Genomic DNA, 22,628 nt, shown 5'->3' with positions numbered 1-22,628 from the left:
CGCTGCACACTTTTGGGCGACATGCATTAGCCTACCGAGTCGTCATCGCCAGGCGGATGCCGAGCGCAATGAAAAGCGCGCCAAGGCCGCGATCGAGCCAGAGTGAGATGCGGCCATTCCGCTTGATAAAACTGGTGAACCGTGCGCCAGCAAGGATAAGCGGCGGTTCGATGAACGCTGCAACGACGATGATCAGGAGGCCGTGCACGGCAAGCTGCAACCAGGCCGGCCCAGCGCCCTCCACGACGAACTGCGGCAGGAACGCGAGGAAGAAGATGGCGACTTTGGGGTTGAGCGCAGCAACCAGGACACCCTGGCGATAAATCTGTCTCCAGTTCAAGGCTTCGTCCTGCGCTTTCGCAAAAGCACTCTCGCCCCCTGTGCGTAGCGCCTGGATACCGAGCCACACGAGGTAGACCGCGCCGATCCACTTGACGGCCGTGAAGGCGGTTGCCGATGCGGCGAGAACTGCCGAGAGGCCGAACGCGGCCAGAAGGACATGGACGAGCGAGCCGGTCCAAATGCCGAAGAGCGCTGAAAATCCCGCCCTCGTCCCGGTCTTGATCGTATGGCCAAGGATAAGGGCCATGTCTGGACCAGGAGACAAGTTCAGCAGGATGGCAGCCGTGAGGAATGCCATCCAATGAGCAAGCGAATATTCGAGCATAGGCGATCCAATCGAACTGGACCTTCACGCTACCATCCGGTCAGTTGATGCAAAAATGATTAGTTTTGATTGATTTTCCGCCCCGGTGCCGGTCTTCTTCGATTTCGTTTGCAGATCCTCAGAGCCATCCGGTAGCGTCGTCCGTCAACGGCTCTGCAGCGATGTCACCAGAAGACCGTCACCCCGCCCGTTTCGCCTCCAGCACGTCCCATACCTTCGCTGCCACGTCCGGGCCACCAAGCTTCCTTACCGCACGGATGCCGGTCGGCGCCGTCACGTTTATCTCGGTGAGCTTGTCATCGATGACGTCGATGCCGACGAGAATAAGCCCCTTCTCGCGGAGCGACGGGCCCAGACGCTCGCAGATTTCCCGTTCCTTCTTCGTCAGGTCAGCGACGGTCGGCGCGCCGCCGCGCACCATGTTGGAGCGCAGATCGCCGGCCGCCGGCACACGGTTGACCGCTCCTGCAAACTCACCGTCAACAAGAAGGATGCGCTTGTCCCCGTGCTTCACGTTCGGCAGGAACTGCTGAATGACCCAAGGCTCACGGAAGGTCGTCGCGAAGATGTCGTAGAGCGAGCCGTAGTTGAGATCGTCCTTGGTGAGGCGGACCACTGCCGCACCGCCGTGGCCGAAAAGCGGTTTCATGACGATGTCGCCGTATTCGGCGCGGAACAAGTCGATTTCCGCCTTGTCGCGTGTGATGAGGGTCGGAGGCATCAGATCCGAGAACTCCGTGACGAAGAGTTTCTCCGGAGCGTTGCGCACTTGAGCCGGATCGTTGACAACCAGGGTCTTGGGATGAATTTTTTCCAGGATATGGGTCGCCGCGATGTAGGACAGGTCGAATGGCGGGTCCTGGCGCATGAGCACCACGTCGACGTCAGCGAGGTTCGCACGTTGCTTCTCCCCGAGCACGAAATGGTTGCCTTTCTCGTCGCGCACTTCCACCGGTTCAAGCGCGCAAAAGACATTGTCGCCGATCATCGCCAGGCGGTCGGGAGTATAATGATAAAGCTCGTGTCCGCGCGCCTGCGCCTCCAGCATCAAGGCAAAGGCGCTATCGCCTGCGATATTGATTGAGGAAATATGGTCCATCTGGACCGCAACTTTGAGTACCATGGAGAGTCTCTCGGGCGAACCGCCGCCAATATGAATTTGGGCCGGCTGGCGGTCTCGCCGACCTCATTGAAGACATGCATCCGGGCTGGCACATGTCCGTGACGTGCCATCTTGAAGCATGACTTCGACCTCCGTGCAACGGTCGCAGATGCCTTATGCGAAGACTCGTCGATCTCGATGCAATCGGACGCGGAACAGGGACGGCGTTTAGGTCGACTTGGAAATGTTCGGTACGTCAGCCGGTGCGGCCGTGCCAGGGGTCCGGGCCCGGATCGCGCCCGGCCGCAACCTCGCCCAGCCGGTCGAGATAATGGGCCCAGCCTTCCGCATGGCCTGCGCACTGTTCGGCATTGGGCAGACCGCTGTGGGTCAGCCTGAGCAGCGTTCCATCCGGCTGTTCGATGAGGTCGATCTCGACAAGGCTCGACGCCGGCGGCACGATCTCGCTGTCGTCCCAACCGAAGCTGTACACCAGGCGATGGACCGGCACGACCTCGCGGAAGGAGCCGCGAGCGAAGCGGGCACCGGTGACGTTGACGAGATAGAGCCCGCCGGGCTCCGGCTCGACGTCCGCTTCCGTTCCCATCCAGCGCAGGATCTTTTCAGGATCGGTCAGCAGGGCGAACACCGCGGCGGGTGGCGCTGAAATGTGTGTTTCGCGACGGACGACGAGGGTCTCAGGCATCGGTCTCCCCCAATGGTTGCGATGAGCTGGCCGACTGTGGTCAAACGGAGAAACGTCGGGCAGGTATCGATGATAGACCCGCGCGGCTGCCCGCGCCACCACTTACGGCCTCGCGCGTTTCTCGAGATAGACAAGAGTCGCTTTAGATCTTTGAATTTGCTGAACGTTCTTCCGATGCGTCGGCTCCGGCCCAGCAAACGCCGCTGTAGCGCGGATGACAGGTAAGCGAACGTGACGCTATGATCGCGCCATGGATCTACCCGCACCCCTTGCCTGGCTGGTCGACGAGGCCGGCGCGTCGCCCGGCCCGGATCGGTTTTTGGCCGAGCTCGGCCGCCGGCTGCTGGCCGACGGTCTTCCGTTGGCCGGCGGTGCGCTGACGATGGCGGTGCCGCATCCAATCGTCGCCCGCCGCACCTGGCTGTGGCGAGCGGAGACCGGGACGGTGACCGAGGCGCTGGCTTTTGCCGGCAGCCCATCCAACCAGGCAGGACACGACTGGCTTGCGGCGCTGGGGCCGGTGTTGGAGGACACGGTCGGCCCGGCGCCGGACAGATTGGTGCTGGGCTGGGCCGGCAGCCGACCATTCGATCCTGCCGAGAGGTCCCGGCTGTGCCAGGCCGCACGTTTCGCGGCCGCCCCTTTGGCCGCCTTGACCGAACGGGCGGCACTTACAACGCTGCTCGAGGCCTATCTCGGCCGCCGTAGCGCCGCCCGGGTTCAGGCCGGCGCGCTCAGTCGGGGCACCGGAGAGACCATCCGCGCCGTGCTGCTTTGTACCGACCTGCGCAACTTCACCGCCCTGTCCGAGGCGACGGAACCCCAGGCGATGATCGCCACCCTCGATGCCTGGTTCGACCGCGTCGCCGGGGCAATTCACGTCTTCGGGGGTGAAGTGCTGAAGTTCATGGGCGATGGCCTGCTGGCGATCTTTCCGGTCTCCGGCACACCGGCCGAGGCCTGCGCGGCGGCATTGCGCGCTGTCGTCGCGGCGCGCGCCGGCATGGCCCATCTCGATGCCACGCGTGAGGCGCAAGGACTCCCGCCGCTGCCCTTCGGGGTGGCGCTGCATCTCGGCGAGATATTGTGGGGCAATATCGGTGCGGCCGACCGGCTGGATTTCACCGCCATCGGCCCGGCGGTCAACCTGGTCAGCCGGCTGGAGGGGCTGTGCCGGCCGCTTGGCCAGTCGGTGCTGATCTCGGGCGCGGTCGCCGCCGAGACCACCACGCCGCTGGTGCCGCTCGGCGAACACGTGTTACGCGGCATCGCGACGCCCTGCCCCGTATTCACCCTGCCGGATACTTGAGCGGCTGTCGGGCGGTACATCATCTGTTCGGATCGCCTTGGCAGGCCCCCCGCGCTCAGTGCGGGGCGCGACGGCGCATGGCATGCCTATATCCCGCGCCGGATTTGTGCCATGAAGCAATGGCTGCAACATCACGGGCTGCACAACCATGAAGAAGATCGGCTTTCTCTCGTTCGGGCACTGGTCGCCCTCGCCGCACTCGGAGACGCGCTCGGCGTCCGACGCGCTGCTGCAGTCCATCGATCTCGCCGTCGCTGCCGAGGAGCTCGGCGCCGACGGGGCGTATTTTCGCGTGCATCACTTCGCACGCCAATTGGCCTCGCCATTCCCGCTGCTTTCGGCGATCGGCGCGAAGACAAGCCGCATCGAGATCGGCACAGCGGTCATCGACATGCGCTACGAAAACCCGATGTACATGGCCGAGGATGCGGGTGCGGCCGACATCATCGCCGGCGGGCGCCTGCAGCTTGGGATCAGTCGCGGTTCGCCCGAGCAGGTCATCGACGGATGGCGTTACTTCGGCTACCAGCCACCCGAGGGCAGCACCGACGCCGACATGGCGCGGCGCCATGCAGAGGTCCTGCTCGATGTGCTGCGCGGCGAAGGCTTTGCTCAACCCAATCCACGACCGATGTTTCCCAATCCTCCCGGCTTGCTGCGTATCGAGCCGCACTCGGAGGGGCTGCGCGAACGGATCTGGTGGGGCGCCAGCTCCAACGCCACTGCCGTTTGGGCAGCCAAGCTGGGCATGAATTTGCAGAGTTCCACACTCAAGGATGACGAGACCCGCCTTCCCTTCCATGTGCAGCAGGCCGACCAGATCCGCGCGTTCCGCGAGGCATGGAAGGCGGCAGGCCACGAGCGCGAGCCACGGGTGTCAGTCAGCCGCAGCATCTTCGCATTGGTGGACGACCGCGACCGCGCCTACTTCGGACGAGGCGGTCAGGATGAGGACAAGATCGGCTTCATCGACGAGAAGACCCGCGCGATTTTCGGTCGGAGCTACGCCGGCGAGCCGGACGTCCTCGTTGAGGAACTCGCGAAGGACGAGGCGATCGCGGAGGCCGATACGCTGCTCCTGACCGTCCCCAACCAGCTTGGCGTCGACTATAACGCGCATGTCATAGAGGCGATCCTCACCCACATCGCTCCCGTTCTCGGGTGGCGCTGAGGCCCGCCGCGGGAGCCGAAATGGTGCATGGAAGCAGCCGCCTGCAGTCGCTTCACCCGCCGGGATCGAGACGGGCCTACCGGATCTCCCGCGCCAGCGACTGGAGCTTCCTGAAGGCATCGTATCTCAGCGCATGAAGTGCCGCGATTTCACCGCCGGCAGGCACGTAGCTGCGATCCGTGCCGGAAAGCCCTGCCATCGCCGAGCGAACGTCCGGGAACTCGCCTGCCGCCACGCTTCCGAGGATGGCCGCTCCGAGAAGCACAGGCTCTTCGGAGCGCGTCGCCAGAACCGGCTTCCCGGTCGCGTCCGCGAGCAACTGGCGGACGAGATCAAGCTGGCCCGCCCCCCCGCTGATGACGATCTTGTCAATCAGAGCGCCGGACGAAGCCTGCGTATCGATGATCTGACGCAGCCCGTAACCGATACCACATAGTCCGGCCACGTAGAGCGACACGAGATTGTCGAGATCCCTCTCCATGCCGAGCCCGGCGACGACCGCGCGAGCATGCGGATCGGCAAACGGCGCACGGTTGCCGAGAAATTCCGGAACGACGTGGATTCCGCCGGCCAGTTCCACCGCGTCCGACAGCGTCTGGACTTTCTGCGCGGCAAGCTCCGCCAACAGGACCGGCAGCGAGAGGCCGCGTCGTCCTGCGAGCTCCAGCGCCTCGCCGGCCGCCGGGTGGAAAGACAGAAGCTGCTCGATCGCAGCGCCCGCGGCGGACTGGCCGCCCTCGTTCAGCCACATCCCCGGCACCATTGCCGAATAGTAAGGTCCCCACACGCCGGGCACGAAAACCGGCTCCGACGTAGACGTCATCGTGCAGGAGGAAGTTCCGAAGACATAGCCAAGGTTGCTCTCGGGGGGGCCATCAACGCCGACCGTTCCGATGCCGCCGGCGTGGGCGTCGATCATGCCGGCTCCGACCGGTGTGCCGGCTGCGAGACCCAACTCCTCGGCGGCGCGGTCCGTCAGCCCGTTTCCAACCGGCGTGCCCGGCTCCACGACGCGCTGACCTATGCGCACGAAGTCTTCATCCGCGAGTTGGCCAAGGCCGATCGCGCGAAAATAATCCGGATCCCAGCGCTTCTCGTGCGCGAGATAGGTCCACTTGCACGTCACCGTGCAGGTCGAACGGGCAAGGTCGCCCGTTGCCCGCCAGGTCAGGAAATCCGCAAGGTCGAAGAATTGCCAGGCGGCATCGAAGACGCGAGGACGATTTTCGCGCAACCAGAGAAGCTTCGGCGTCTCCATCTCGGGCGATATGCGCCCGCCGACATAGCGCAGCACAGCGTGACCCTTGGCGTTGATGCGCTCCGCCTGGTCAACGGCGCGGTGGTCCATCCAGACGATGATATCGCGCTGAGCGTCCTCCGACGGTCCGACCGGAAGGGACCGCCCGTCATCGCCAAGGACGACGAGCGAACAGGTCGCATCGAAGCCGATGCTTACGACTTTTGCAGGATCGACGCTTGCAGCGGAAACCGCCTCGCAAACGGCTGCGCAGACGGCAGACCAGATCTCCGAACTCGACTGCTCCACGATGGAACCAGCCTCGCGAAAGAGCGTGATATCGCGCTTGCCCGACGCCAGCAGCCGGCCGGTCAGGTCGAATAGACCCGCTCTTGCGCTTCCGGTGCCGACATCAACGCCGATGAGATATCGTTCGCCGCCCGTGGGGCGTGCGGGGGAACTGTTGGTCATGGTCTACCGCCTGCAAGTCAGGAACGTGGATCGGCGGAGGCCTGGGCCTCGCGCCGTCGGAAGCAATCAGAGCGGGATGAGGAAAAGTGTGCGCGGTTTTCCGCCTGCATCCCGCTCTAACCTATTAGAATCGATCACGTTTATGATTTAGGTCGAGCCGACCTAAATCATCGTGATCTAGAGATCGACGCTATTGGGCAGGATCACCAGATCGCGGATCGTGACGTTGCGCGGGCGCGTCAGCATGAAGAGCACCGCATCCGCCACTTCCTTCGGCTGCATGAGGCTGCCGTTGGCAAGTGCTTCTTCCATCTTCGCCTTGGGCCAGTCGTCGAGCAGTGCCGTCACGACGGGCCCAGGCAATACGGCCCCGACGCGTACGCCATGTGGCGCCACCTGTCGCCGCGTGCTGTGCACAAAAGCTTGCACGGCAAATTTCGATGCCGTGTAGATCGGCTCCCAGACGACGGGGACAACGCCCGCAATCGAACTCGTGAAGAGGATGTCGCCCGACTTCTGTTCGATCATATAGGGCAGCACCGCGTGCACCGAGCGGAACGCCGCGTTGATGTTGAGGTTCAGCATCCGGTCCCAGGCGTCCGGGTCACCTTCGGCCACCGCACCGCCGATATAGGCACCGGCATTGGCGTGGAAAACGTCGAGCTTTCCGGCGATATCCAAGATCCTCGGAAGCATCCCTGAGACTTCGGCGGGCTTGAGAAGATCGACGACCAGCGGCAGGGCGTTGTCGCCGAGCTCGGCGCAGAGCTGTTCCAGCTTGTCCTGCGCGCGATCGATGAGAACGACCTTCGCCCCTTCCGCAAGCAGCGTGCGGGCGCATTCCAGGCCGATGCCCGATGCTGCGCCGGTGATGGCGGCGACTTTGCCTTTCATGAGGTCGGCCATTTTAAAACTCCTTTCCAATAGATTGGATCACGCGCGTCCGTGGCTGACACGGGAACGACGGGCCAACGAGTCGACGATGACTGCGATTGCCAGAACGCCGCCGGTGATCATGTAGCGGAGCGACGAACTCAGATTGAGAAGCGTCAGGCCGTTCGAGATCGCCTGGATGACGATGATGCCGAGCAGGGCCGAATAGGCGCTGCCACGCCCGCCGAAGAGGCTGGTGCCGCCGATGACGGCCGCAGCGATTGCATTGAGGTTGACGTCGCCCGTGCCGGCCTGCTGGCTTGAGGAGGCAAGACGTGATGCCGACAGGATGCCGCCGAGCGTGGCGAGCGTGGAGCAGAGAACGAAGGCGCTCATGTAGATCCGTCGCACGTTGATGCCCGACCGGCGCGCGGCCTCCCGGTTGCCGCCGACTGCGAACATCGACCGGCCCCACTTCGTGCGCGTCAGCGCGTAATTGAGGATCACGGCAAGAGCGACGAACAAGCCGAACATCCACGGCACGCCGCGGCCGAGATTGAGGTAGAAGACTGCCACTTCAAGCGCGACCGTAAGCACGACCGCCTTGATGATCAGCGCACCGAGTGGCTGCGCGGAGAGGTTCGCCGCCTGCCGCTGGCGCATCGTGCGCATACCCTTGCCGACCATTACCAGGCCCGGCACCAGCGCCAGCGTATGGGAGAGCCAGTCCGGCATGATCATTATCTGTCCGAAGCGGACGAGCGAGGAAGCGTACGGCAGGTTGATCGAACCGGTCGGCCCGAGGATATAGAGCTGCATGCCCAGCAGCGCGAGAAGACCAGCGAGCGTGGCAATGAAGCTCGGCATCCCGAGCCGGTTGTAGAGGGTCGCGTAGATCAGTCCGACTGTGGCGCCGACCAGAAGCGCCGCGAAGATCGCTGCGGCGATCGGCCAGCCGGAATTTACCCACAGGACCCCGACCATCGCCGAGGCGAGGCCGCTCATGGAGCCCACCGAAAGGTCGATTTCGCCCAGCACCAGCACGCAGATGATCCCCAGCGAGATCACGCCCACGGTGGCGCAATCGAAGAGCAGGTTCACCAGGTTGTTGGGAGCAAGAAAGACCGGATTGAGGGCTGAAAAGATGATCGATATGACAATGAGGCCTACCGCGACCGGCAGCATGCCGAGGTCGCCGGACCGCACGCGATCGATGAACCCCCACACCATGTCGAGGATTCCCTCGTCGTGGCGCACACGTTCATCGCTGCGGTCAAGCCTCTGCTGGGTCTGGACAGCGGTGTTCGAAGGATTCTGGCTCATGCGGCTCCTCCGCTCTGCTCGTTGGCGAGGCCGGTCTTGCGGTCGAGCCGGCGCGAAACGGCGTTCTCCGTGGCACCGGTGATCGCGGTTACGAGGTCATGGTTGGACGCGTCCGGCAGGAAGACGCCGTTGTTCCGGCCAAGCCGCAGCACGACGATGCGATCCGCCACCGCGCGCACGTCTTCCATGTTGTGGCTGATGATGATCACGCCGAGCCCGCGGTCGCGGACGCGTTCGATCAGGTTGAGGACTTCGGCGGTCTGGGCGACGCCGAGTGCCGCCGTCGGCTCATCGAGCATGATGAGCTTGGGATCCAACAGCAGCGAGCGCGCGATCGCCACCGTCTGGCGCTGGCCGCCGGAGAGCGACGCGATCGGCTGGCGCACGGACGGGATGCGCGCGGCCAGCTCCCGCAGAAGCGTCCAGGCGCGCACTTCCATCGCGACTTCGTCGAGTTGCCAGGGGGCCAGTTCGTGGCCGAGGAACAGGTTCGCGACGACATCGAGATTTTCGCACAGCGCCAGGTCCTGGAAGACCGTCGCAATCCCGAGGCCAAGCGCCTTTGCGGGATTGTCGAGCGTCACGCCTTCCCCGCAGAACTCGATCGTGCCCGCGGATGGTTGATGCACGCCGGCGAGGATCTTGACGAGCGTCGACTTGCCGGCGCCGTTGTCTCCCACCAACGCGACGACTTCGCCCGCGTTGACGTCGAGCTCGATGTCGGTGAGTGCGGATACGGCGCCAAAATTCTTGGATATGCCGCGAAGACGCAGCACAGGCTCACCTTTTGCGGGAGCACTCTGGATATCGCGTGTCATCGCCTTTCGACCTTTCAACCACAGCGCCGCGTCAGACGGCAAAAAAACGCTGTAGCACTTTTGAATTGCTGCGTGTTCTGCCCTTAAATCGGATGTGACTAGGGAAACATGCAGTGGAACGGGATCAAGGAAACGTATGAGCGATTCCGAGGCATCCCGCTCCGGCTTATTGGAATCCATCACGGCCATGATTATGGGTCGACCAAAATCATCGTGATCTCGGAGATGTGTTCGGCCGCGTCTCGCGACCGAACACGACAACAGAGTCTCAGTTCATGATGCCGAGTTTACGGCAGCCTTCAACATATTCGCCGGTGCAGATTTCCTCCGGCGTGTTGATCTTCTTGTCGAAGATCTCGGCCTTGATGTTCTCGGCAGTGACCACTGCGGGAGTGAAGAGCTGCGAGGGCGTTTCGTACAGCTTATGGGTCGATTCCGGTGTTTCTCCCTTGATCAGCTTCACAGCGACGTTGGCGGCAGCTGCCGCTACGATCTCCGACGGCTTGGAGATCGTGTTGTACTGGTCGCCGGAGATGATCAGCTGCAATGCGGCGATCGTCGCATCGTTGCCGGTGACGGGCGGAACGGGCTTGACGCCCGCAGCCTTGAGCGCCGCGATGGCACCACCACCGGTTCCATCGTTGGCCGCGACAATCCCCTTGATCTGATCGCCGAAACGGGTGATCTGGCCCGCGGCCCATTCCTGCGCCTTCGGCGGCGCCCAGTCCGGCGTGTCGAATTCGGCGAGCGTCTTGTAGCCGGATGCATCGAGGGCGGAATCGATACCGTCGCGGATGAGGCCGGCAGCCGCATCGGTCGGCGAACCGTTGATTTGCAGCACGCCGGAACCATCCGGAACACCAGCCGCCTTCAAATGCTCGACCAGCGACTGCGCGATCGCGCGGCCGATGCCTTCATTGTCGAACGAAACGTAATAGTCCGCCGGCTTGTCCGGGATCGGACGGTCATAGGCGATCACCTTGACATCCTGGGAATGGGCGATTTCGACGAGCGCGGCGGCTGCGGCGGAATCAACCGGATCGAGCACGACGACCTTGGCGCCCTGCGCGATTACGGAGTTGAACTGCTGCTGCTGAAGCGCCACGTCCGCATTGGCGTTCTGGTAGATGACGGTGCAACTCGGGCAGAGCTTCTCCATCTCCGCCTTGAAGCCCGGATAGTCGTGTTCCTCGTAGCGAGTCGATGCCTGGTCCGGCATCAGGAAGGCAACGGTGGCCGCTTCCTGCGCAACGGCGGCGCTGCTGAGCGACACGGCCAGACCGGTCGAGGCAAGCAAGTAATAGATCGTCTTCATAAGTTTCCTCCAAGGTTGATTTTCGCCGGCGTCCTGAAGCTTTTGAAGGGCGACACCCCCAAGATATCGCGAAGTCGTCCGGCGACAAATTCCGGACGGTTTTTATGGGCCCATCAGGGCGCAGCCGGTCGCTCGCCGCAGCGAACACCGCGGCGCTTGATTTTTTTGATTTCCTGTCTGACTCCTCCCTGCCCAGCTTTTATTGAAACTGGCGGCTTCATCGATTGCGCTCGCTTGCTCAATCGATGAAGCAGAATTGCCACTTAACTTCTTTGATGTCAAGGTGGCGTTCGAAAATGGAGATCAAAATTCGTGAAGCGTAGCATTCCGACGAAAAGGACAACGATCTACGATTTGGCCGAATTGGCCGGCACCTCGGCGAGCGCGGTGAGTGCCGTGCTGAACGGAAACTGGAAGAAGCGCCGCATCAGCAGCCAGTTGGCCGAGAAGATCACCCGGCTTGCCGAGGAACAGGGATACGCGCTGAACATGCAGGCGAGCGTGCTCAGGCGCGAGCGATCGAAAATCATCGGCATGATCGTGCCGAAGTACGACAACCGTTACTTCGGCTCGATCGTCGAACAGTTCGAGGCCCTGGCCCGCGAGAGAGGGCTCTTCCCGATCATCACCTGCACGCGCCGCGATCCGGCATTGGAAATCGAAGCGGCCCGCGCGATGCTTTCCTACCAGGTGGACTGCCTGATCGCGACCGGCGCGACCGATCCGGATCGCATCGCCGACATATGTTCCGCCGCGGGCGTGCGCGCCGTAAATCTCGACCTCCCGGGTTCACGCGTGCCGTCGGTCATCTCGGACAATTTCGCCGGCGCGCTCGAACTGACGCGGCGCGTGCTGGCGAACTGCGAGAGGGAGTTCGGTGAAAAGGCGCCGCTGCTCTTCGTCGGCGGACGCGGAACCGACCACAACACATCGGAACGCGTGAGAGGATTCCGCGCGGCCCATGCCGAAGCGGGGGTGGCGGTCGACGAGACGCTCGTCCTTACCTGTGGCTATGCGCCCGAGAAGGCGGAAAACGCCATGAAGGCGATGGCGGAAAAGGTCGGAACGCTGCCGCGCGGCATGTTTGTCAACTCGACCATTTCGCTTGAAGGCGTGATGCGATGGATCCGTCGTTCCGGCCACTATGCCGACCGGATACCGCATCTCGGTTGCTTCGACTGGGATCCTTTCGTGGCCATGCTCGGCGACCACATCGAAATGGTTCGCCAGGACGTTCCGAGAATGCTCGACGCGGTCTTCGAGATCATCGACTCGGGCGCATCGGACCTGAAAGTGATCCAGATTCCGCCGATCGTCGAGCAGACGGGATGATCACGGGAGTTTGCCGACGATCCACGAAAGGGTCCTTGTTTTCATGCATGTCGTTGTCCAAAACCGCTGCACACTTTTGGGCGACATGCAATTAGTCGAGTTCGAACTGTTCCTTGTAGTCCTTGCGTAGACGTTCAGGCTGGTCTTCCTTCTTCAGCATGCAGTTGCCGACGACGAGCCGTTCGATCTCGGTGCCCATGAAGCATCGGAATGCGTCTTCAGGCGTGCAGACGATCGGCTCTCCGCGCACGTTGAAGCTGGTGTTGACAAGGACCGGACAGCCGGTGCGCGCTTTGAAGGCTGTCAAGAGATCCCAATAGCGCGGGTTGGTCTCGCGATGCACCGTCTGGATGCGCGCCGAGTAATCGACGTGGGTGACAGCCGGAATCTCTGATCTCGGCACATTCAGCAAGTCGATGCCGAACAACTGTTCCTGCGGATGATTGGCATGCAACCTCCGGTTCTCCAGCACGTCGGCGACGAGCAGCATGTAGGGGCTGTCGGCATCGAGATCGAACCAGTCGGCCAAGTCCTCGCGGCGGACGGAGGGAGCAAAGGGGCGAAAACTCTCGCGGTATTTGACCTTGAGATTGAGGGTCTTCTGCATCGTCGGCGAGCGCGGATCGCCAAGGATCGAGCGCGCTCCGAGCGCGCGCGGCCCAAACTCCATGCGCCCCTGCATCCAGCCAACGGCCTTTTCCCCCACAAGGGCCTCGACTGTGTCTGCCGTGATTTCAGCGTCGGACAGAACCCGGTACGTGGCGCCGGCGGCAGTCAGGCGCTGTTCGATTTCACCTTGTTCGTAGCTCGGACCGAGATAGGCCCCGGCCATACTGTCCCCGCCGTTTGTGGCGCGGGGCTGGCTCAGGTAGCCATGCCATACGGCGAGTGCCGCACCCAATGCGCCGCCTGCATCGCCGGCGGCGGGCTGCACCCAGATGTCCTCGAAGAGACCTTCCTTGAGGAGCTTGCCGTTGGCGACGCAGTTAAGCGCGACGCCGCCCGCCAGGCAAAGGCTTCTCTCATTGGTTTCCTGCTTCGCGAACCGTGCGAGCCGCAATACGACCTCTTCCGTAACGCTCTGGATCGATGCCGCCAGGTCCATCTCGCGCTGGGTAAGCGGGGACTCCGGTTTGCGCGGATCGCCGCCGAACAGGCGATGAAAGGCCGGCGACGTCATCGTGAGACCGGTGCAATAGTCGAAGTAGCGCTGATCAAGCCGAAACGAGCCATCCTCCTTGAGGTCGATAAGATGGTCGAGGATGGTCTGGGCGAAGCGCGGCCGGCCATAGGGCGCGAGCCCCATCAGCTTGTACTCGCCGGAATTCACCTTGAAGCCGGTGTAGTAGGTGAAGGCGGAATAAAGCAGGCCCAGGGAATGGGGGAAATGGATTTCCTTCAATATTTCAAGATGATTGTCGCGGCCGTGGCCAAGGGACGTCGTGCACCATTCGCCGACCCCGTCCATGGTCAATACCGCCGCTCTTGGGAAGGGAGAAGGAAAATACGCGCTCGCGGCGTGCGCCAGATGATGCTCGGTAAAAAGCAGCGATCCCGCCCATTCCTTCACCCCGGCAAGCCTGCCTAGATCCTTGCGAAGGAGTTTCTTTTGAAACAGCTTCTCCTTGATCCATACCGGCATCGCAATCTTGAATGAACGAAACCCCCTGGGGCTCGTTGCAAGGTAGGTCTCGAGAAGCCGCTCGAACTTCAAGAACGGCTTGTCGTAAAACACGACATGATCGATATCGTTCATGCCGCAGCGCGCTTCCGCCAGGCAGTATTCTATCGCCCGCGCAGGAAAACTCGGGTCGTGCTTCTTTCGAGTGAAGCGTTCCTCCTGCGCGGCCGCGAGGACGCGGCCGTCTTCAACCAGAGCCGCGGCGCTGTCGTGATAAAAGGCGGAGATGCCCAGAACGCGCACGAGGGCCCCGCGTCAGAACAGTGTGTAGATGAATGGTGCGACGGCGGTGCCCTGTGTGAGGACCACCAGCGTTCCGAAAACCGTCACCATGATCAGGATCGGAAGCAACCAGAACTTCTTTCGGTTGCCCATATAGGCGAAAAGCTCCTGGACGAATTCCATCTCTCTTCCCTCGCGACATTTAGTACTGGTTGCGCATCGTCGCCGGCGGCGGCTCGTTTGCGGACCTCGCCTTCCAGTAGGTGCTTGCGCTGCGGTCGAATGCTGTCCCTAAGGGGTCGTGGCCGCGCAATCGCAACAGAACCCCGATCGGAATGAACGTGGTGACATAGATCAGCAGCATCACGACCGGATTGATCACCTTGAACAGGAGGAAGCCGAGTTTGGTCCAAAGCCGGTTCGCCGTGGTCAAGGTATCGGGGGCCAAGTATGCCAGGATGACAAGCGCAATACCGATCGAACCAAGCGCAATGGTCAGTGGGGTGGCATGCTCCGCCTGCCACCATCTTAAAACTGCGATGCAAAAGAGGATCCCGCCGACAGTGTAGCCGAAACTACGGTTGGATGGACCTTCAGGGATGCTTTCTATGATCGGCTCATGCGACGCGCTCATTGCTACCCACCTCAATCAAGCGCCCGGCGTCAATGTTGGTGAACTGAAATCGAGGGTAATAGTCCCTCACAATCGCATTAATTCATGACCGAACTACAGCAACAGTGACCAGGTTTGGTCAATATGCCGATGGATATAGAAACGGTTTCCGTGGAGGAAATCCGGCTCATTCAATGCTCTACCGCGGCATATCGACAACCGATGACAGCATAGAAAGAGGTGGATTTTCATATCTTGGCTAACGTTACGATCCCGTTGAGGCTTTTGGTGTTCGCAACAGATTTTTTTCGGCTGATATTACTGAATATCATTGTACCTGTGTGCCCGGTTGCTGACCGCATTGCACATTCGAGCTGGTGGCTGAAAAATTCGATCGCATGAGAGCGAGCCGGATCGACGGATCCATATATCCAGCGGTATATTGGCAGATATTCCAATTAAGCTTATCCCAGCCCAAATGCATGCTCGCGCCATTGAGAGACGGGGTCATTTTAAAAGACTAGATTTGGTTGCCGCAACCGGCAGATATCTGTTTTGACAGTAAATACCTGGATCAGTTCATACTCGGGTGGCCGCTTTAATGTGGAACAGTTCGGCCAACATAAGCGCTTCAATTGAAGCAGCCCTCAGGGGATGTACAACGGCCATCCTCAGGACGTTCAATCTGTCAGATCGACTGCGTGTTGGATATGCTCGCGCATACCAAGGGATGCGGAGCGATCGCCACGCGAACGAGCGGGATCTTCTTCCCGGTCGCATGGTTTGGACGAACACCTTCCGTGCCCGGTCGGACAAGGTGATCGCAATCGGCCGCATCATGCTTGCGGCCGGCAGCATCTGGATCGCTTGGCTGGACTCCGTGCATGTGCCGCTGCCGCCCGAGCCGATGTACGCGCTGCTCGTCGCTTACTTCTGCTACGCCGTCATCGTTGCCATCCTGTCCTGGCGAACCGAGATTTCGAGGGTCCGCGGGACGTTCGTGCGCCATGTGATCGATATCGTCGCATTCGCGGCATTCATGTCGATGACTGACGGCACGTCCAGCCCCTTTTTCGTGCTCATGCCCTTCACGCTGTTGTCCGCGACCTTGCACTGGAGGTGGCGAGGGGCGTTCTGGAGTGGGCTCGTCTGCCTGCTGATCCTGCTGTATCTCGGATACTTCGATACACGTGATCTGTTCGATCCGGACGCTGACACCACGACGAATGTTTCGCGGCTGTTGTTCATCTTCGTGGCGGCGGTACTGCTCATCTGGCTTGGGGCCCACCAGGAGGCTGTGCGGGCCGAGCTGCTGAGACTGGTTCAAAGAACGCCCGCCTTGCCGCAAGGCCGCGAGTGGCCCGCCGCTGCTGCGCTGGAATATGCCGCGCATGTGATGCTGGTTAAGCGCGCGCTGCTCATCTGGAGCGATGGCGAAGAGCCGTGGACTTATGTGGCGTTATGGGAAAACGGGGTCTGCAAGGTGACGCAGATGGCTCCGGATGCCTTTGGAGCATGGACCGACAAAACCTTGCATCAACAAAGCCTTTTGATTTCCGACGCCATGCGCAACCGTGTTCTCATTCACAAGGGCGATGGCCGATTTGACTCCTGGACCGATGAGCGGCCACCCCTCTCTCCCGCGCTGGTCCATGCGTTTTCGTTGACGTCCGCCGTCTCCGTCCATTTCGAGGTTGGCGACCTGCAGGCCCGCCTCTTTCTGCTCGAACCGCCGGCGCTGACGCTTGACGACGTCGCAATCACCGAAATCATCGCCGATCGCATCAAGGCGCTCTTCGAACAAGCGATGCTGGTTCGTCGTCTTAGCGACGAGGCCGCCGTCGAGGAACGCATTCGTATCGGGCGCGATCTTCATGACGGCGTTCTTCAAACCCTGGCGGGCACCGCCTTGCAGCTCCAATCTCTGCGGCCGATGGGACAAAAACCGCCGGACGACTTGGAGGAACGCTTGACCGCCATCCAGTCGATGCTTCTCGACGAGCAGCGAGAGCTGCGCACCTTCATCCGGGCGCTGGAACCGGGGCGCGAACATGGAGACGCGGCGGAAGCACAATTGGAGCACCAATTCGCGGCATTGGCCGATCGGCTCATGCTGCAATGGCAGATCGATGTGGATGTCGCGCTCGATCCAGCCAAGGTCAGGCTTCCGATGGGTCTGATTTACGAGTTGACGCGCATGACCTCGGAGGCGACGGCCAATGCGGTGCGCCACGGGCACGCGCGGACGGTCAGGATCAGCCTGCGGACGGACAAGGAAGCAATCGTCCTGACCGTTGACGACGATGGGGTCGGCTTTGGCTTCGGCGATCGTGTCGAACATGCCGAGCTGGAACGCAAGAAAATGGGTCCAAGAAGCTTGCGCGAGCGAACAGCCGCCCGCGGCGGCAAACTTGCAATTGATAGGATTGCGGAATGGACACGAGTGGTGATCATGCTTCCGATGCCTCGATAAATCTCCGCGTGATTGTCGTCGACGATCATTTGATCGTTCTCGACGGGCTGCGGCGTTTGATCGAGACCGTGCCGGGTTGGCAGGTCGTGGCGACATGTCAAAACGCCGCGCAGGCGCTTGATGTCCTGGATTCCGATGCTGTTGATTTCGTTGTTCTCGACTTACGAATGCCGGAGATGAACGGCCTGGAATTCGTTCGTCGGGTACGTGGCCGCTGCCGCGCGGCGATCGTGATCCTTACGGCGGACATCGGCGACGACCAACTCGAGGAAGCGATGCAACTGGGCGTGAGCGGCATCGTGCTGAAGGAACAAGCGCCTGTCGCGCTGTTGGATTGCATCAGACAGGTCGTGGCAGGAGGCACTTATTTTCACGACCCGGCGCTAAAGGGCGCGCTCGATCGAATCCGCAGGCAAGAGACCGAGCGCGACCGGGTTCTTGAGGTGTTGACGCAGCGCGAAATAGAGGTGTCACGCCTTGCTGCGGCGGGAATGCGCAGCAGAGAGATTGGCATGCAACTCGGGATTTCACCCGGCACCGTGAAGCTCCACCTTCACAGCATCTATAGCAAGCTCGACATTTCGACGCGCGTGGAGCTTGCCAATCTGTCAAAGAGACTGCAGCTCAATGTTGAATGATCTCCCGGTTATTGCGGAATGTTTTGGCCAAAACTGTTAGGCTCAGGAAACGATATTTGACAGAATTGACGAATGCTCGCCGGGGGATCGGATCGTAAAATAAACGCCGAATGCCCCCTCCCCTGCCTGTCCTCGGGTCCGGTGGACAGACCCGAGCAAAAAGCGGAAGCCAAACATAGGTTTGACCTTGCAAGAAAGGTGGAACTGCCTTGAGACACAGAAGAACAGGATTTATACTTTGTACGATCCTGGCGGCTTACTTCTTGCTGAGCCCCGCCTATGCACTGTTGAACTATAGCGAATATGCTTCCGCCGCCCCGCACTTCCTTCGCTATGTTGTGATTCCGGGATCGCTCGCCCTTTTGTTTCTGCTCGCGGGTTTCCTGGCCAGGCCCAAGCTGGCGATGGCGGTGGGCATCTACGGCCTGAGCGCCTTGCTCGGCCTGTTTCTCTTTGAAGCGTTGCTTACCTTCCGGTCCGTGCCAGTCCGATTGTCGATGTTGGGGCAGCTCGACGAAAACGAACGACAGACCCTTGAGCAGAAAGGATATGTCGTAGCCGCATTCACGCTCAATCAGCTCAACAGAATGTCCAATGTCGATAGTTTGCCGCAAGCAGTATTGTCCGGCTTCCCGAAGACCGAAGTCGTACTCTGCGCGCCGGAGAACAATGCGATCACCTATCGCTCAGATCGTTTCGGCTTCAACAATCCGGACGAGGTGTACGATCGCGGCCCCATCGACGCGATGCTTCTCGGCGACTCTTTTGTCGAAGGCTTTTGCCTGCCTCCCGGCGACGATATCGCGTCACACCTGAGATTGGACCGCCTTGTAGCGACTGCTGCGGGTATCAGGGGTAATGGCCCCCTCGTAGAACTCGCAACGCTCGGACGCTTCGGCCCGATCCTTCGCCCCGATCATGTGCTGATGGTGTTTTTCGAGGGAAATGACTGGGAAAATCTGGAAAACGAGCTTCACATGCCATGGCTGCGCGCGGCTCTCGACCTGGATGCGAACTACGGATCCCCGTCGGACGCCGGCGACTCCTTGCATCGGGCAAGAACCGCGATGGAGCAGCGTAACAAGCAGCCGGTGACGGTGATGGATCTCTTGACAAAGACGGAGCTCCTTCGAAATTTCGCGGCATTGCAACAGACGCTTACGCGATTGGGACTGGTCTTGCCGAAGGCCACACCGGAAATACCGGAGTTCCGTAAGATCCTCCGTCGTGCGAAATCGATAACCGACAGCTGGGGAGGAACTTTCACGCTTGTCTATGTGCCAAGGGTCGATCGGTTCATGGGCGCACTCAGCTCAAGAGCCGCATTCGACCCGCTGCGCACGCTTGTGCTCGACAGCGCGGTTGCCGAAGGCATCGAGGTAATCGATCTCGTGCCGCCCCTGGAGGCGCACCCGGAGCCCGAGAAGATGTATGCCGCAGATAGCCACTTCAACCGCAACGGCGCCGCATTTGCTGCAGACATCATGGCGAAACGCTTGAAAGGCCCTCAGATATCGAAGGCCGCCAGCGCGATGCACTGAGCGCGATGCGGCGCAAGTCAGGCCTCGCAACGGGCCCGCGTCAGTGGTGTCACCAACGCGCATTTGCCGCCTGAACGTGAAAAAGACGCGGTGAGTATATCCATGGGAATATATTCGAAAAACCGGCAATAGGTTAGAGTTGCGCTGTTTAATATCCGGCTCCCGGAATGATGCGAATTTAGATTAGGTAATCAGCACCGTCAGTTTTCCAGTTGCGACGCGTTCTTCTTTTCCTCGGAGAGCGACCATGCATGTACAAAACGTTGTAGAGATCACGCCGACCGACGGCCTGCTACCAGCGGCTGCGATCATTACCGCCTATCGGTCGAGCCGATACGGGCTTGTGGTCTTCGTGCTGAACGACGTGGCTCCGGCGGCAATTGACGTGATCCTGGATCCGGTCGTCAGTACCATGCCATTGTCCATCCCCGGCGTCCTCTATGTTCAGATTTCCGATGAGGCACGGGTCAGCCAGGCCGTGTCTTCCGCGGAGACCGTTTATGTCGCGACCGAAACGTTCCACAATTTAGCGGTCGCCTGCGGGGTCTCCCCCGCTAATATTCGTCCTGTCGGATCTTCCCAATTCCGGCCAAGGAAACGAGTAGTGTTTGCCAATTCCGGTGAAGCGCGCGGACTCCCGAAAATGAGGCGGGCACCAATGAGGGCCGTTCTTTATCAAGCCTGTCGAACGCAATTGCGCGACGGCGAAACCCGGCACGCGTGACACACCGGGCGAGACGGCGCGGCGGAATAAGATCATTGGAAAGGTCTTCGTCGTGATGCGGGAAGGCACTCGTCGCAACAAGCCAAACACTGGAAGTTCGATAGCGGCGGATGATATGGCGTCCGCGCGGAAAAGCGCTGGGCGCATGCATCTTTCTCGGGCCTTCCCCTGGATCGGCGACGCTTTGACAGTTGTCGTGTCGGTTGCGGTTGCCGTGGTCGGGTCTGAATTGGCGCTGCGCGCTTTCCCAAGCCTTCAGATCCCCGTTGGTGAGAGCGACTATGTGTTCTGCGGAACACCACGAACGAGACACCAGCCCCACGCCCGCTACGGCTTCACGGAAATCCCCGGCAACAGATACTTCGAACGATTCAGCAGTTTCGATCCGTGGAACCCCGTGAAAATCAACACAGACGGCTTCCGCGACAATGCCACCGGCAACGGCGAACCCGTGATCGTGCTCGGCGACTCGATCGTGCGAGGCTCGCTTGTCAGGGAAAGCGAAACATTCAGCGCGCTGCTGAATGCATGGCACCCGCAGCTCCTGTTTAAAAACTATGGCACCGGCGGTTACGGGCAGCCGAACGAGATCCGGCTCTATGAAGACAAGGGGCGAACGATCTCCCACAAGCTCTTGGTCGTCGGGTTTTCACTGAGCACGGACATAGAAGACAATGCCGAGCGGGCGGTTCTCACACCCTCCACCGTCGACATCCAAGTTGAACCGGCGGGTTCAAGTCCGAAGCCTGCGGGTTTGTTGTTAGAGGCGCATCTTTTATTGTGGAAGAACAGCAAATTATACAATTGGATCTATTCGACGCTACTGCGGCCGTATGTGGGGAACATCGATTCTCGCCGAGATATAGAAGTCGCGCTCGAACTGACAAAACGTCTCTTCGGGCAAGTGGCCGCCACTGCTCGGAGTAATGGCGCAGACCTGCTTGTGGTCATTTTGCCCGGATGGGCAGAGATGGCCGGTCGAGACGACGGGCTGCAGCCAGATCGGCAACGCGAGATGATTGAGAAGCTGGCTGCGACGACGCCAGGCATGTTCGTTGTCGACCCGACCGCGCGTTTGGCGGCCGCCGATCCCACGAAAACCTTTGGCGTCGTTGACAAGCATCTTTCTCCCTTGGGGCATTTCCTCGTTGCGGAAGCAATCGACGAATGGCTCCTCAGTGAATGGAGAGGCAAGAACACAATCAGGCGAAGCCAGCATTCCTTCTCGCCTGGCCCGCCCGTCGAGCCCGACTGCGGGCAGCTTTCCGCAGCGCGGTAACCCTGGGGGACCAATCGCACGATGATTTCCGAGGCAGCGCGAGAGGTTCGAATACCCGGGAAGCCATCCTCCCGAATGAGGCGTGTCGCCCTGATGCTGCTGTCGACGGCTCTTGGCATTGCCGTCGGCGCCCTGCTTCTCGAGGGCGTTGCGAGGACTGCCGTCGACAATGGCATGGATTTCGACCTGGAGATGTGGAAATACGCGCGGGACCTGAAACGGGTCAGCGCCAATCCGGCAATTGCCCATGAGCATCGCCCCAACACGGGCGGCGTCTATATGGGCGTACCCGTGCAGATAAACTCAATAGGCTTGCGCGACAGGGAGCTCGCTGCTGGCGGCAAGCCCGTCGGCCGTGTCCGCACGATCATGCTTGGTGACTCGTTGACGTTCGGATGGGGGGTGCGCTCCGAAGACACACCCTCGAAGCAACTCGAGGCATTGCTCAACGGGACGTCCGCCGCTCAGCCTCGCTACGAGGTGATCAACACCGGCGTCGGCAATTACAACACGCAGATGGAGGTCGCCTACCTCCTGACGGAAGGGTACAAGCTCGATCCGGACGTCGTCGTGCTGAACTACTTCATCAACGATGCCGAGCCCACTCCCTACCGGAAACAATCCTGGCTGAGTGAGCATTCGAGGGCCTACGTTGTCTTCGCGTCGGCGATAGACAAGGTCTCGCGCATCTTGCTCGGCCGGGCGGATTGGAAGACTTACTATCGCGATCTATATGGCCCCGAGGAACCCGGCTGGCAGCAGGCCAAGGCTTCGATCCATCGTCTGGCAAGTTTCTGCCGGGAGCGCGGCTACAAGCTGATCCTCGTAAACTATCCCGAACTCCACGAATTGAAGGACTATCCTTTCCCGGAGGTGACCAAGGCCGTCGGCCGGATTGCCGCCAGCGAACACATACCGTTTCTCGACTTGCGGCCTTCGGTAGCGGATCTTGCGCCCGATACCCTATGGGTATCGCCCAGTGATGCGCATCCAAACAGGATTGCCAACGAGCGTTTCTCAAAGGCCATAGAGGACATACTGGCAGAGACATACCCGGAACTCTTCGGTATGTCCGCGAGCGTCGCGACCGAAAATTCGCAATAGGGAAAACTGCGCTCCGCCGCGCGGGCATA

General features: G+C 60.9%; 20 protein-coding genes. 9 read left to right on the top strand and 11 right to left on the bottom strand.

Features of this window, described 5'->3' with window-relative positions:
- Positions 1-31: 31 nt before the first annotated feature.
- The 3 genes from QN222_RS28625 to QN222_RS28615 all read right to left on the bottom strand — a co-directional run bounded on the left by QN222_RS28625 (position 32) and on the right by QN222_RS28615 (position 2,475).
- Positions 32-667, bottom strand: a complete 636-nt coding sequence (locus QN222_RS28625; RefSeq protein WP_283965638.1) for a LysE family translocator — start codon at positions 665-667, stop codon at positions 32-34.
- Between the two features lie 178 nt (positions 668-845).
- The gene (gshB, locus tag QN222_RS28620; protein ID WP_283965639.1) at positions 846-1,790 is read right to left on the bottom strand and encodes a glutathione synthase; all 945 of its coding nucleotides are present in this window, start codon (positions 1,788-1,790) and stop codon (positions 846-848) included.
- 235 nt (positions 1,791-2,025) lie between these two features.
- Positions 2,026-2,475, bottom strand: coding sequence for an SRPBCC family protein (locus QN222_RS28615; RefSeq protein WP_283965640.1), 450 nt, complete (start codon positions 2,473-2,475; stop codon positions 2,026-2,028).
- A gap of 250 nt (positions 2,476-2,725) precedes the next feature.
- Between QN222_RS28615 and QN222_RS28610 the strand changes: the two genes are divergently transcribed.
- Both QN222_RS28610 and QN222_RS28605 read left to right on the top strand, forming a co-directional pair.
- The gene (locus tag QN222_RS28610) at positions 2,726-3,784 is read left to right on the top strand and encodes an adenylate/guanylate cyclase domain-containing protein (RefSeq protein ID WP_283965641.1); all 1,059 of its coding nucleotides are present in this window, start codon (positions 2,726-2,728) and stop codon (positions 3,782-3,784) included.
- A gap of 148 nt (positions 3,785-3,932) precedes the next feature.
- Positions 3,933-4,955 (top strand): LLM class flavin-dependent oxidoreductase, encoded by a 1,023-nt coding sequence (locus QN222_RS28605; protein WP_283965642.1) that lies wholly within the window; start codon positions 3,933-3,935, stop codon positions 4,953-4,955.
- Between the two features lie 76 nt (positions 4,956-5,031).
- On the opposite strand, the gene QN222_RS28600 is transcribed toward QN222_RS28605, so the two are convergent.
- The 5 genes from QN222_RS28600 to QN222_RS28580 all read right to left on the bottom strand — a co-directional run bounded on the left by QN222_RS28600 (position 5,032) and on the right by QN222_RS28580 (position 10,992).
- Positions 5,032-6,663 carry an FGGY-family carbohydrate kinase gene (locus tag QN222_RS28600; RefSeq protein WP_283965643.1) on the bottom strand — a complete coding sequence of 544 codons (1,632 nt, stop codon included), beginning with the start codon at positions 6,661-6,663 and terminating at the stop codon, positions 5,032-5,034.
- Positions 6,664-6,840: 177 nt separating this feature from the next.
- The gene (locus tag QN222_RS28595; RefSeq protein WP_283965644.1) at positions 6,841-7,569 is read right to left on the bottom strand and encodes an SDR family oxidoreductase; all 729 of its coding nucleotides are present in this window, start codon (positions 7,567-7,569) and stop codon (positions 6,841-6,843) included.
- A 27-nt stretch (positions 7,570-7,596) separates the two neighbouring features.
- Positions 7,597-8,859, bottom strand: a complete 1,263-nt coding sequence (locus tag QN222_RS28590; protein WP_284005717.1) for a sugar ABC transporter permease — start codon at positions 8,857-8,859, stop codon at positions 7,597-7,599.
- Positions 8,856-9,677, bottom strand: coding sequence for an ATP-binding cassette domain-containing protein (locus QN222_RS28585; protein ID WP_283965099.1), 822 nt, complete (start codon positions 9,675-9,677; stop codon positions 8,856-8,858). Before QN222_RS28585 ends, QN222_RS28590 begins: the two co-directional genes overlap by 4 nt.
- Positions 9,678-9,945: 268 nt before the next feature.
- Positions 9,946-10,992: a sugar ABC transporter substrate-binding protein gene (locus QN222_RS28580; RefSeq protein WP_283965100.1), complete on the bottom strand. Its 1,047-nt coding sequence runs from the start codon at positions 10,990-10,992 to the stop codon at positions 9,946-9,948.
- A gap of 312 nt (positions 10,993-11,304) precedes the next feature.
- Here QN222_RS28580 and QN222_RS28575 point away from each other — a divergent pair, with 312 nt between their 5' ends.
- The gene (locus QN222_RS28575; protein ID WP_283965101.1) at positions 11,305-12,324 is read left to right on the top strand and encodes a LacI family DNA-binding transcriptional regulator; all 1,020 of its coding nucleotides are present in this window, start codon (positions 11,305-11,307) and stop codon (positions 12,322-12,324) included.
- Positions 12,325-12,415: 91 nt separating this feature from the next.
- Here QN222_RS28575 and QN222_RS28570 read toward each other — a convergent pair whose 3' ends face one another.
- The 3 genes from QN222_RS28570 to QN222_RS28560 are packed head-to-tail and all read right to left on the bottom strand — an operon-like array spanning position 12,416 to position 14,861.
- Positions 12,416-14,248: a carbamoyltransferase gene (locus tag QN222_RS28570; protein WP_283965102.1), complete on the bottom strand. Its 1,833-nt coding sequence runs from the start codon at positions 14,246-14,248 to the stop codon at positions 12,416-12,418.
- 12 nt (positions 14,249-14,260) lie between these two features.
- Complete coding sequence (locus QN222_RS28565) at positions 14,261-14,410, bottom strand: DUF5989 family protein (RefSeq protein WP_153441807.1); 150 nt, start codon at positions 14,408-14,410, stop codon at positions 14,261-14,263.
- Positions 14,411-14,429: 19 nt separating this feature from the next.
- Positions 14,430-14,861 (bottom strand): SxtJ family membrane protein, encoded by a 432-nt coding sequence (locus QN222_RS28560; protein ID WP_283965103.1) that lies wholly within the window; start codon positions 14,859-14,861, stop codon positions 14,430-14,432.
- A gap of 757 nt (positions 14,862-15,618) precedes the next feature.
- Here QN222_RS28560 and QN222_RS28555 point away from each other — a divergent pair.
- The 6 genes from QN222_RS28555 to QN222_RS28530 all read left to right on the top strand — a co-directional run bounded on the left by QN222_RS28555 (position 15,619) and on the right by QN222_RS28530 (position 22,599).
- Complete coding sequence (locus tag QN222_RS28555; RefSeq protein ID WP_283965104.1) at positions 15,619-17,313, top strand: sensor histidine kinase; 1,695 nt, start codon at positions 15,619-15,621, stop codon at positions 17,311-17,313.
- Positions 17,274-17,951 carry a response regulator transcription factor gene (locus tag QN222_RS28550; protein ID WP_283965105.1) on the top strand — a complete coding sequence of 226 codons (678 nt, stop codon included), beginning with the start codon at positions 17,274-17,276 and terminating at the stop codon, positions 17,949-17,951. Before QN222_RS28555 ends, QN222_RS28550 begins: the two co-directional genes overlap by 40 nt.
- A 263-nt stretch (positions 17,952-18,214) precedes the next feature.
- Entirely contained in the window at positions 18,215-19,492 is a 1,278-nt protein-coding gene (locus tag QN222_RS28545; protein WP_336621047.1) for an SGNH/GDSL hydrolase family protein, read from the top strand.
- A gap of 247 nt (positions 19,493-19,739) precedes the next feature.
- Entirely contained in the window at positions 19,740-20,216 is a 477-nt protein-coding gene (locus tag QN222_RS28540; RefSeq protein WP_283965106.1) for a hypothetical protein, read from the top strand.
- 145 nt (positions 20,217-20,361) lie between these two features.
- Positions 20,362-21,495 (top strand): hypothetical protein, encoded by a 1,134-nt coding sequence (locus tag QN222_RS28535; protein WP_283965107.1) that lies wholly within the window; start codon positions 20,362-20,364, stop codon positions 21,493-21,495.
- A 75-nt stretch (positions 21,496-21,570) separates the two neighbouring features.
- Positions 21,571-22,599 (top strand): SGNH/GDSL hydrolase family protein, encoded by a 1,029-nt coding sequence (locus QN222_RS28530; RefSeq protein ID WP_283965108.1) that lies wholly within the window; start codon positions 21,571-21,573, stop codon positions 22,597-22,599.
- Positions 22,600-22,628 lie beyond the last annotated feature (29 nt).

Origin of the sequence: Sinorhizobium sp. 6-70, from assembly GCF_030124375.1 — a bacterium.
In the GTDB taxonomy this organism is placed as follows: Bacteria; Pseudomonadota; Alphaproteobacteria; order Rhizobiales; family Rhizobiaceae; genus Sinorhizobium.
This window is presented reverse-complemented; position numbering and strand designations above follow the sequence as displayed.